This is a genomic window from Streptomyces sp. NPDC057438, assembly GCF_042802995.1.
In the GTDB taxonomy this organism is placed as follows: domain Bacteria; phylum Actinomycetota; class Actinomycetes; order Streptomycetales; family Streptomycetaceae; genus Streptomyces.
In genome coordinates this window covers 19,759-30,261 of record NZ_JBHVDD010000105.1, presented here as the reverse complement: position 1 = coordinate 30,261, position 10,503 = coordinate 19,759, and the positions used below count along the sequence as shown (strand labels likewise).

Here is a 10,503-nt window from a genome sequence, read left to right as displayed (position 1 = left end):
GGAGAAACGGCACGGTGCTGGGGGCTCCGGCCATGGCCGGAGCCCCCAGCACCGTATGCACGGGCCACGCACGGAATCGCCGTCAGCAGTTCTTGATGCTCCAGACGGGCGTCCAGTAGTAGCGGCTGTTGGAGCTGTACGGGGCCGGGGTGGCGTCGTACGCGGCTCCGTCCGCACCGTAGAAGATCGCCCTCGTACCGGGCGTCTGATCGTTGATCCACGACCCCCAGCCACCCCACGGCATGGCACGCCTTCCGCACTCGTACCAGCGCAGGGCGTCGCCGTTGAATCCCTCCCGGCTGTAGGCGCAGAACCAGCCACTGTGGACCTGCCCTTGCAGACAGGGGTCGAACGCGGCCCGGGAGCTGTCGCCGGACGCGAAGTCCCTCGGGTGTTTCTCTCCGGGCAGGGCGACCAGCAGGGTGGCATCGCCGCCGAGGTCGATCTCGTTGAGTGCGACCTGCTTTCCGCCGGTCCGCTTCATGTATCGGTCGACCTTCGCCTGGAGCGATGTGGTCTGGGTCTTCGTCAGGTGCGCCTTCGCGGCCTGGTCCGCGAAGGGCTGTCCGGCGCTTGCGGCCGAGACGCTCGTGGTGTCGGAGCCCGGCGCGGCGGCGGCAGAGGTCGCCCCGGTTCCGAGCAGGAGGGCGGCGGTCGCGGCAACGACCGCGAGTATGGATACGCGCATGGTGTGTTCCCCCGATTCTGATGACCCCTCGCGTGACTGGGGGTCAACCTGACTTCAGGGTTGTTCGGGAAACATGAGACGAACAAGTCCCGAATCGGCCACTTCGGTTGAGCGGGACATATCAACAACGCCCTCGGCCGCATTGCTGTCGCCCTGCACGACGACGGCGAGAAGGCGCGAACCCGATTGCCTGGCGCGCCTTCGTGGGCCAACTGAGCGTGCATGACGTCGACTTGTGGTCCTACGCCGCTGACCTGGCTCCGCCGTGGAAGGCGGGAGGGGGCGGGAAATAGCCACAACCATGCACGGCCTTCGTGCGTCTGAGTGGTGACCAACGCCCTCCAGGGCGAGGCAAGTAAGGGGAAACCTTGATCCACCGTATGAGATCCAGAACCTACGCCGCTGCCGTGGGCGCGCTCGTCATGGCCGCAACCGTGCCGCTGCTGACGCCGACGGCCGCCCACGCCGCGAACGCCTGCCACCGGAACAACAACATCCTCGTGACAGCCGAGATCAAAACCCACTATCCCGTGACCCTTCACGGCGCGACCATCAAGCTGTACAGCGAGCGGAGGAACGGAGCCGCGTTCTTCCAGACGGTCGGCGCACGAGCCGGGGACGTCATCTCCATCCACCGGACCCACAGGGTCGCCACGGGAAGTGCCGGGCACTACTGGTGGAACAACTCTCAGGCGGGCTCGTACGACTACTGCGAGACGACAGCCCCCCGCGACGGCTTCGTCCGGACCGAACGGATCGATGGAGCACACCACGGTGTGCGGGCCTGTCTGCGGCGCAGCGGCAATCAGCAGTGCGCCAGTTGGTGGTACGCCGACAACGACGACGACTCCGGCGACATCACCTAGAAGTCCTTCCGCTCGGCGCCGGGCACGAGTGCGGTGGAAGTGCCGTGCCCGGCGGGCGGGCATGGTCGCTCTCATCGCGGCGGAGCGCTCGTCGCTCGCACGGAGGCTGCGCCCTGTCCGGTCTGCATCACCAGCGCGTGCGAGCGTGCGGCGACGGAGCCGTCGGGTTACTCGTCGACCGACAGCATCCCGAGCCGGTGACGGTGCACCAGGCCCTCGTCGACCAGTCGCGAGGTGGCCGCGCGGGCTCCGGCGGCGATCGCCTCGCGGCCCTTGGCGGGTGCGGGCAGCTCGCCGTTCTGGGAGCGATCGCCATCATCGAGCAGCAGTACGGCAATCGGTCCCCGACGACCAGCTTCCGGAGGTCAACACTCCGGCACGCCTGATCTCGTACGTCACGACCCAGCTGGGGTCGACCGTGTAGGGCGAGGGAGCACCGGCCGGCCCACGCGCGGCGCCGGCCGAACCACGGACGCCACCGACCCGGTGGTCACGCCACCCACCGCACAGTCGTCGTCGCTGCAATCCCGGCCACAGCAGCACGGAGGCGAGCAGGTGTTCGCGACGGACCGACCGGCTCGCGACTTCGGAGGCAGAGAGCCGACGGCGGTGGGAGATGAAGCCGGCGAATGAAGCTGAGAGGAGCAGTGCTTGCCGGTGTGACATGCTCAAGCCTCGAAACGGAAGTGCTGTCGAACGATGTTCGGCAGGGTGGCGTGAGCTGACGTGGGACAGCTTGGCACTCGACGGTGTCCCAGACAGCCGCGCGATGGCAGCATCGCCTTGTGATCACTGCTGTGGAAGAGGGGGGAGCCATGGGTCAGGGGATTCAAGTGGTCAGGGCCCTTCTGTCGGCGATAGCGACCTTGGAAGACCTCGCCGAGGTGGGGGATGACTCGAGTTTGGCGTTGAGCACTCTGGAAGACATCGCTTCCGAGCTGGGCGGGATGGGGGCGGAGGAGCGTCGGTGCTTCATCAAGCTACTGGAGAGTGTCGCCGCGGAAGAACCGAATCAAGCTGCCTGGATCCGGGGCATTCCAGCAGCATTGGGCCTTGAACGGGACGCTTGAGGATCGAGGGGTCCTGGGCCTGCCGCCTCCGTGCTTCGGGCAGAGCCTCGCGTACCCGTCGGCGCCGACACCACGACCTGACGGCCCCCTTGCTGCACCAGCGCCCACTCCCCCACCGGACCAGCTGCGACTTCGACCTCGAAACGCCCCTCTCGCCCGCGCCTGCGAAAAGCCGTGCACGCCACCGTCGGGCGAACACGAGGTCCAGGAGGCGCCGTTGTCCGGCGAAGACGGCGCTCTGTCATGAGCCGTGGCAGGACCGAGGCCGGCTCCATGATCGGCCGACCCCGGCGAACGCGGTGGCGTCGTCTGCGGCCGCCACGTCGTCGGCAAGCAGCCGCGTCTCGCTCACTCACATCGTGTGACTACTCGCCTTGCTGAGGGTCACCGGCTGTTGCGGGTCGGGACGTTGGTGACGGCGCATAGTGGTGGGCAAGATCGGTGGCGAGGTCGCGAAGGTGTGCCCTGGCTTCGGTGGGGCCGTGCACGGTGATGGCGCTCCCGAACGGCAGTAGTGCTCGCACGTCCTCCAGATGCAGGAAGCGGATCGTCACCTTGTGGCCGGTGGCGGATTCTTCGTGGTCGTCCTGGACAAGCCGTAGGCCGAAGATCCGTTGCGCTCGCTCGATCTGCGTCTGGTCGACGGTGGCGCTGACCTCTATCGCGTGGTGGTGTTCCCACTGAGCGATGAGCGCCGCAGCGACGGTGGCCAGGGTCTGGCTCTCGCGGATCCGTCGTGGCTGGTCGGTTTCCGTCCACGTCGTGATCCGTTCGAGTCGGTACATCCGTGGCACGCGGGCACGGTCGGCGACGAGGTACCAGATGCCGGCCTTGGCGAACAGCCCGTAGGGATCAACGACCAGGTCGCGTGGGCATGACGCGCGTGGACTGTCGTACACGATCCGTAGCCGGCGACCTCGCCGCAGTGCGCCGATCAGTGAAGCCGGAGAGGTGCCGGAAGCTCGTGCCTGACACCAGGGTCGGCTGTCCGCGTGCACCACGTCGGTGAGCGGCAGGGGCTCATGAACTCGACATGGCCGTGTGGCGGCGATCTTGGAGAGCGCGCGCCGGCTTTCGACTGATGCGTTGAGCTCCGCACGTTGCTTCTCATCCAGCCCCGTGAGCGCCAGATGATCACGCTCGTCCGGTGTGAGTCGCGTGAGGTCGAGTCCGGATCCGGGCAGCATGGTCACGCCTCCGAGGCGCCCCCGGTGTGCGGTCACCGGCAGACCGGCGTCGCGGAGCCAGTTCAGGTCCCGGTTGATGGTTCGAAGGGACACCCCGAGCGCTGAGGCGAGTTCCTGTGTGGTCACGGCATCCCTCGATGCGAGGAGCAGCATCAGGGTGAAGAAGCGGTCTGGGGTCACAGACCAATTTTTTCAGGAACTGCGACAGGATGCGGCGCATATCCCGGTCAGGCTGGTGGATGCGTACTTACCGCCTGTGAGAAGGAGCAACCATGACCACATCCGTCGTGTCCATCGTCTACGTGAACGATGCTCCCGCCGCAGCCCGTTTCTACGGCGACCTCCTCGGCATGAGCCCCTCGTTCGAGACTCCGGGATACATCACCTTCGACCTCGGGCCAGGCGCTGACCTCGGTCTGTGGTCCGGTCAGTTCGAGGATCTGTCACCGGACGTTCCGCGCACCAGTGAGGTGTGCCTGGCTGTCGACAGTGGACCCGACGAGCTCAACGCGACCTTTGAGCAGTGGAAGTCCAAGGGGGTCACGATCCTGCGCGAGCCTCATGATGCGGGGTTCGGGCTGACCTTCCTCGCAGCCGATCCTGACGGGAACCGTATCCGTGTCGCACCGAAGGGCTGAAAGCCCCCAACGCGGCAGGCGCGCACGACAGGTGTCGTGCCAGCCGTCGTCCGACTTCGAGAGGACGACGAGCGCCCCCCGCGCAGGCACCCCTGAGCGTCGAGGGCCGTAAGCAGCTCGTGCAGCGATGCCAGACACGTCCCATGGCCCACGTCGCACTGCCCCCCAGCATGTGGCCCTGACAGCGGCGTACACCGCCGCGGTCAGGGCCACATGCCCTCCGTCGCCGCGCAGTTCGCAGCCCTGGCCGAACAGACCGCGGCCCCGCCTGGAGCGCGGCCGCAGGCGGGGAGCTGTCGCCGGCGCAGTGCGTGCTGTACCCGGGTGTTGCCGGGCCCTGCGCTAGAAGGTCAGGTTCCAGGCGTCGATCTTGCCGGTGTCGGAGGCGGCGTTGTCGTTGACCCGCAGCTTCCAGGTGCCGTTCGCGGCCTCCGAGGAGGCGTTCACGGTGTAGGTCTGGGCGATGTTGTCGGCGCCGGCGCCGGCGCGGTTGTGCAGTGTGTAGACGGTGCCGTCCGGCGCCACCAGGTCGACCTTCAGGTCACCGATATAGGTGTGCTTGATGTCCACACCCACCTTGAGGGTGGCCGGGGCGTTGCCGGTCACACCGGAGACGGCGATCGGGCTCTCCACGGTCGCGTTGTCGTTGATGGCGAAGTCCGCGAGGTTCTCGAAGTGCTTGCCGGGCGGCGGGGTGGCCCCGACGGCCTTGAGGGCGTCGACCTGTCCCTCGCCGAAGAACGCGTTGTTGGCCGTCGTGCCCGTGCAGCGGCTGTCCGAGGGGCAGGCGATGTCGTTGGACTGGGTGGCCAGCTTGGCGCGGATCTGCGCCGGGGTGATGCCCGGGTTGGCGCTGGCGATGAGCGCCGCCACGCCTGCCACGTGCGGGGTGGCCATCGAGGTGCCGCTCTTGCTGCCGTAGCCGCCGCCGGGGACGGTGGAGTACACGCTGCTGCCCGGCGCCGCGACGTCGATGACGCCCTGCCCGTAGTTGGAGAACGAGGCCTTGGTGACGCCCGTACCGTTGGCCGCGACCGTGACCACACCGGGCAGCTCGGTCGGGATGTCGAGGCAGGCGTTGGTGATGGTGCGGGTGACCGGCGTCGAGTCGTTCGGGCTCGCGGAGTCGGTCGTCTTGTGGGCGAGGTCGTAGTTCTCGTTGCCCGCGGCGGCGATCTGGAGGGAGCCCTTGCCCTCGGCGTACTCCTGGGCGCGCGTGACGCCCTCGATGATGGCGGCCTGGTCGATGTTGTCGGGACAGTTGAACTGCCACGGGTCCGTGTAATAGCTGTTGTTGGTGACCTGGAAGCCGTGGTCACCGGCCCAGACGAAGCCGCAGATGGTGTTCTCGGCGAAGAAGAAGGCGTTGCCCGGCTCGGCGACCCGGACCGCGGCGATCTTCACCCCGGGGGCCACGCCGACGACGCCCTTGCCGTTCTTGGCCGCAGCGACGGTGCCCGCCACGTGGGTGCCGTGCGTGTCGACGTCCCGCCAGGCACCGGCGCGGGTGTCGGGCTTGCCGTAGGCGCAGGAGACCGAGTCGGCCGCATCGAAGTTGGGCGCCAGGTCCTGGTGCCGGTCGTCCACACCGGTGTCCAGGATGCCGACCTTGACGGAGGCGGAGCCCGGATTGACAGCCCAGGCCCGGTCGGCCTTGATCTGGCTCATGTCGGCCCGGACCGGTTCTCCGGCCGGGGTCGATGCCTGGGCCGGATTGGCCGGGAGCGCCGGGGAGTAGGCGTCGGCCGGGACGTCCGAGGTTCGCGTGGCACCGACCTGCTGCACGCCCGCGACGCCGCGCATGGTGGTGGCGAAGCCGCTGGACGCCGAGTGGGCGACGATGACGCCGATGGCGTCGAAGTTCGAGAAGACGGTGCCGCCGTTGGCCGCGATCGCGGAGCGGACCGCCGGATTGTCACCTGGGGCCGTGATCACGAGGTAGGCACGCGTGCCGGCCACCCAGGTCGCACTCTGGGAAGCCGGCGCGGCGGCCGGAGCGTGGGCCTTGGCGGCCGGTGCGGTGGAGGGGGCGACGGGGAGCGTGCCCGCGAGGGCGCCGGGGGCGCCGAACGCGAAGGTGGCGCCGAGCGTGGCCGCCAGCACCAGAGTGCGTCGAAGTCGGCTGGATCTGTGGGGTATCAATGCGTCCTCCGGAGACGGCCCGGCCGTGCTGACAAGCACTGGCCGGGCCGTACGAAACGAGTGGTGGACGCAAGATGTCAGACACGTGCTCCTGTGCGGAAGTACCTTTACGCGTCGGGAAGTTGTAGGGGTGTGACGGAAAGAGACATACTCCGCGCATCGACGGGCGGGATCCGCCGGGAGCTCGGCGACGGCCGATCCGCCCTGGCGTACGCCGCCGCGCCGGGGGCCGGCCGCCGTGCTGTCCGCATCGGAGCGGCAGCCCCTTGAGGCAACCGACACCAGCACCGACACCGCCCACGCCCGTGTGGGCCGTCAGCGACGTCCGGTCATGTCCCTCGAGCAACAGCCGTGGAGCGCGCCACGCCGCAGGAGACCCCTCGCCCCCGGCGCGCGCTGACAGCCGGTGGTCGCTGCACGCCACCCGCCGCGGCGCGAGCACCCGGGCGGCAGCCCCACCGATCCGGCCGCCCCGCACCGCCCCGACTCCCGACAACTCGCCACTCCGGCCGCGGCTTGACCTCCTTGGACCCGCGCCCTGAGCGCTGCCTTGGAGACGATCCTCATCGCCGTATGCGACGCGTGGGGGCCAGAACGACCGGGCCCGTCCTGCGCGCGGGTCACCGGTGCAGGGCCGTCCAGAAGCGCGGGCCGAGCATCCCGTCGTAGCCGATCCCCTCGGCGCGGCAGAACTCGAGCACGGCCTGGTGGGTCCGCGCGTCGTAGACACCGTGGTCGGGAACGGCGTAGCCGCGCCGGATGAGCAGGCATTGCAGATGGGCGACGCCGGGACCGGAGTCACCGATCCGGAAGCCGGTGGGGTGCGACTGCGACGGGCCGCTCCAAGGGCATTCGACGGGCTCGACGTATGAGGCGTCAGAGGCGTCAGGGGCCCGCGCGGGGGTGTCGGCGAGCGCCGGTGCCGCGCCCTGGCCGAGCGCGAGGCCCGTCACGACCGCGAGGAGAGCCGCGAGCCCGGGACTCGCGCTGCCCTGGCGGCCCGGGCGGAGACGGGGTCTGCGCAGCGTACGGAATGTACCGGGCATGATGTGATGCCCTCCCGTTGATGTGCGAGGTGTGCGACCTGGAGAGAACAGCTGTCGGCCCGCGGTCGGGGACAACGGGCCGACAGTGAGGCACGAATGCGGTCAGCAGCCGTTGCGGAGGCGGTTCCAGGTGATGGGCCCGATGCGGCCGTCGACGCCTATGCGGCAGGTCGCCTGGAAGTCGCGGGTGGCCGCTCGGGTGTTGCTGCCGAAGTCACCGTCGACACCGCTCGGGCCGATGTAGAAGCCCCAGTACTGGAGCAGACACTGGGCCTCGCGCACGGCGTTTCCGGTGCTGCCGTACGCGATCTCGGGCGGGGTGACGGCACCGTGGTACCCGCAGTAGAGGGCGGTGGGGGCGAATTCCTTCGCCGGGGCAGCCGGGGCCGCCGTCGCGCTGGTCATGGAGATGGCACTGGTACCGGCCATCAACGCGGCCACGACCGCGGCGGATGCGGCGAGCCTTCGGATGCGTGTCATTTCTGTTCACTCCTGCGCTGGGTGACAGTTCGGACGACTCGTAAGCTATGAGTAGCCGCGCTCCAGCGTGAAGGAGTGTTCCGGCCGGGTCACCCCTTTCTCCACCGTCACAGCTGACCTGCGAGTCACTCCATTCGGGTAACTACAGGCGCGACGCCACCAGGGACAACGGCCGTACTGGAATGTCCAATACCGCGGCATGAATTTGCGAAGTGAGACATTCCGGAAGGCGTCGGCGACGTTCCCCCCTCACCGTCGTCACAGGGCGCCTCCCCCGGCGGCTCCGGCACCGCGTAGTCCCCGAAGCTCCGCCGGTGGCGCAGGTCTTCTGGGTGTCCCTGCGCAGCCACTCCTTCACCGCCACCGGATCACTCCGTATGCCCGGCTCGGCCCCGTCCTCCGTCTCGTCGCCCGAGACGCACTGCACCTCGACCACCGCTCCGCCGTCGCGTCCTGCGCGACGGCGTAGAGCACGAAGACGCGGCGCACGCGACCGCCCCCGACAGCGGAGTGTTCCGTCGCTGATGGTGGCGGAGCCGCACCTTCGCGTCGGTCTTCGCGCTCTGGTCGTACTTGGACGACCCGCTGCATCGGCGCCGCGATCGACGCTGCGGTCGCCGGCCGCAGGCCGGGGGGCACGCGATCCGGGACGAGGGCATCGCCCGGTTGTCCCCGCTCAGACAACGTCACCTCAACGAGCTCGGCCGTCACGCATTCACCGGCGTGTGGGCCGCCGCCTCGGTCAACTGCTTCGCTGGCGTGGCGGTCCGCTCCCTCAGCGGCCCCGGGGCCACCGCGGCGCGGTTGCAGTCGTTGGCGGCGGGCACGCCTCGGAGCGTACGAGGGGGCGCATCGTCACGTCCTACTCATCCGGGTCCCAGGCGCTGAGTTGGTCGAAGAGACGTCGGTCGCCGTCGAGCTTCAGGGAGTTGAACGGGATGCGGTCGTACAGGATGAAGACCAGCTCGCTGGCCGTGCCCCGAGCGGAAGCGGAGGGGGAGGCAGCGTCCGGGTCCTGGCCGGCAGCGGTGGCCGGCGTGGTGCCGGGCACGGGGACGCGGTCGGTCCGTGCGCCGTCGGCGGAGAGCGAGAGGCGCCAGGAGTGGCCCTCGGAGGCGTGGAAGTCGATGGTAGCGGGCTGGTGCGGCCAGGCACTTGTCGTTGCGACGCAGGTGGACAGGAACTCGTCGACACCGTCGAGTGCCACCTCGGTCGGCAGCGGCTCCGGGGCACCCACGGTGATCTGGGCGTCGTAGGTGTGCACCGCCATCTGCTGGAGCTGGTGCCGAGCTACGGCACCGGAGGTCTGCGGCGACTGCGACGTCTCCCACCACGTCCAGCAACCGCGATCCGGACCGGCCTTCCGCAGTGCGTCCACCAGTTGCTCCGTGGACTCCGCCAACCAGGCCAGCAGCGCCTCGCGCTCCCGAGGCGCAGCGGGGGCACCCTCCGCTGCCGACTTGGCCTGAGCGGGCCCTGCGGCAACGGTGGCGGCCCAGTCACGGCGGCCCTCGCCGATGTGCTGCGCCAGATCGAACAGCGTCCACTCGGGGCAGGTCGGCACCTGTACGTCGAGGCTGGGCGCGGAGGCGACCGCGGCCCGGAAGGCGGTTGACCGTTCGTCGATCAGTCGCAGCAGAGCGGGGAACGCAAGTGTCGTTGTCACCCGGACTCTCTATCACTGCCTTTCAGTGATCGGACGGCGATTTTCACAGCCGTCGAACCCACACCCGGGCCCCGCCGTCCGTCCTCCTTCCGGGTACGGTGAGCTGACGTGCGGACCTGCGGCAACCCCGATCAATCGGGTGGCATGGGCGAAGACCGCACGCCGAACCACTGCTCGGCGCCCCACGCCTCGAACCGTTCGACCTCGGTGAACCCCAGCTTCGCCGCGAGACGCATCGAGCCGGCGTTGGCGGTCTGGGTGTAGAGCACCGTCGGTTCTCCGGGCAGCGCGTCGGCGAACCAGCCGAGTGCCGCGGTGCACGCCTCGGTGGCGTACCCGCGGCCCCACGCCGTCGGCAGGAACAAGTAGCCGAGCTCCGTCTCCCCGACTTCCCGACGGGAGTTGTTCGGACTCTCGGGGGCGTGTGGTCTGAGCTGTACCGTTCCGATCATCGCTCCGTCGAGCTCGACCACGAACCAGCCACGGCCCTGCCCGGGCACCTCAGGCACCGTGCGTTCGAGCTCGGCGCGTGGTTGAGGCCCGCCGAGATAAGCGTTCACCTCTGGCGAGGCGTTCAGCTCGATGACCGCTGCGCGGTCCCGGGGCTTCGACTCACGGAGTACGAGCCGCTCGGTCCTGATCGGGGCAGGTGGCCAGGCGAGAGGTCTGGGGTCAGCCATGCCGGCCAGGCTAGCAACGCTGTTGCTGTTGCTGTTGCTG

The 10,503-nt window shown here is 69.1% G+C and carries 10 protein-coding genes; 3 read left to right on the top strand and 7 right to left on the bottom strand.

What is annotated here, in order from left to right:
- Positions 1–82: 82 nt before the first annotated feature.
- Positions 83–688: a hypothetical protein gene (locus tag ACFU5F_RS36960; RefSeq protein ID WP_383897270.1), complete on the bottom strand. Its 606-nt coding sequence runs from the start codon at positions 686–688 to the stop codon at positions 83–85.
- A gap of 380 nt (positions 689–1,068) precedes the next feature.
- Between ACFU5F_RS36960 and ACFU5F_RS36955 the strand changes: the two genes are divergently transcribed.
- Together ACFU5F_RS36955 and ACFU5F_RS36950 are read left to right on the top strand one after the other, a co-directional pair.
- Complete coding sequence (locus tag ACFU5F_RS36955) at positions 1,069–1,554, top strand: hypothetical protein (RefSeq protein ID WP_383897267.1); 486 nt, start codon at positions 1,069–1,071, stop codon at positions 1,552–1,554.
- A 785-nt stretch (positions 1,555–2,339) separates the two neighbouring features.
- A complete protein-coding gene (locus tag ACFU5F_RS36950) occupies positions 2,340–2,624 on the top strand; it encodes a hypothetical protein (protein WP_383897265.1) in 285 nt (94 codons plus the stop codon).
- A gap of 365 nt (positions 2,625–2,989) precedes the next feature.
- Here ACFU5F_RS36950 and ACFU5F_RS36945 read toward each other — a convergent pair whose 3' ends face one another.
- Positions 2,990–3,991, bottom strand: coding sequence for a helix-turn-helix transcriptional regulator (locus tag ACFU5F_RS36945; protein WP_383897262.1), 1,002 nt, complete (start codon positions 3,989–3,991; stop codon positions 2,990–2,992).
- 92 nt (positions 3,992–4,083) lie between these two features.
- Here ACFU5F_RS36945 and ACFU5F_RS36940 point away from each other — a divergent pair, with 92 nt between their 5' ends.
- Entirely contained in the window at positions 4,084–4,449 is a 366-nt protein-coding gene (locus ACFU5F_RS36940; RefSeq protein WP_383897260.1) for a VOC family protein, read from the top strand.
- A 342-nt stretch (positions 4,450–4,791) separates the two neighbouring features.
- Here ACFU5F_RS36940 and ACFU5F_RS36935 read toward each other — a convergent pair whose 3' ends face one another.
- The 5 genes from ACFU5F_RS36935 to ACFU5F_RS36915 all read right to left on the bottom strand — a co-directional run bounded on the left by ACFU5F_RS36935 (position 4,792) and on the right by ACFU5F_RS36915 (position 10,463).
- Positions 4,792–6,552 (bottom strand): S8 family serine peptidase, encoded by a 1,761-nt coding sequence (locus ACFU5F_RS36935; RefSeq protein WP_383897257.1) that lies wholly within the window; start codon positions 6,550–6,552, stop codon positions 4,792–4,794.
- A 659-nt stretch (positions 6,553–7,211) separates the two neighbouring features.
- A complete protein-coding gene (locus tag ACFU5F_RS36930) occupies positions 7,212–7,637 on the bottom strand; it encodes a peptidoglycan-binding protein (RefSeq protein WP_383897255.1) in 426 nt (141 codons plus the stop codon).
- 102 nt (positions 7,638–7,739) lie between these two features.
- A complete protein-coding gene (locus ACFU5F_RS36925) occupies positions 7,740–8,117 on the bottom strand; it encodes a peptidoglycan-binding protein (protein ID WP_383897252.1) in 378 nt (125 codons plus the stop codon).
- A gap of 862 nt (positions 8,118–8,979) precedes the next feature.
- The gene (locus ACFU5F_RS36920) at positions 8,980–9,783 is read right to left on the bottom strand and encodes a maleylpyruvate isomerase N-terminal domain-containing protein (RefSeq protein ID WP_383897250.1); all 804 of its coding nucleotides are present in this window, start codon (positions 9,781–9,783) and stop codon (positions 8,980–8,982) included.
- 131 nt (positions 9,784–9,914) lie between these two features.
- Positions 9,915–10,463 (bottom strand): GNAT family N-acetyltransferase, encoded by a 549-nt coding sequence (locus tag ACFU5F_RS36915; RefSeq protein WP_383897247.1) that lies wholly within the window; start codon positions 10,461–10,463, stop codon positions 9,915–9,917.
- Positions 10,464–10,503: the final 40 nt, after the last annotated feature.

Bases quoted from the DNA above. Each gene is read 5' to 3' on its own strand.
- ACFU5F_RS36960 (WP_383897270.1), bottom strand. From the start codon at position 688: ATGCGCGTATCCATACTCGCGGTCGTTGCCGCGACCGCCGCCCTCCTG.
- ACFU5F_RS36955 (WP_383897267.1), top strand. From the start codon at position 1,069: ATGAGATCCAGAACCTACGCCGCTGCCGTGGGCGCGCTCGTCATGGCC.
- ACFU5F_RS36940 (WP_383897260.1), top strand. From the start codon at position 4,084: ATGACCACATCCGTCGTGTCCATCGTCTACGTGAACGATGCTCCCGCC.
- ACFU5F_RS36930 (WP_383897255.1), bottom strand. From the start codon at position 7,637: ATGCCCGGTACATTCCGTACGCTGCGCAGACCCCGTCTCCGCCCGGGC.
- ACFU5F_RS36925 (WP_383897252.1), bottom strand. From the start codon at position 8,117: ATGACACGCATCCGAAGGCTCGCCGCATCCGCCGCGGTCGTGGCCGCG.
- ACFU5F_RS36915 (WP_383897247.1), bottom strand. From the start codon at position 10,463: ATGGCTGACCCCAGACCTCTCGCCTGGCCACCTGCCCCGATCAGGACC.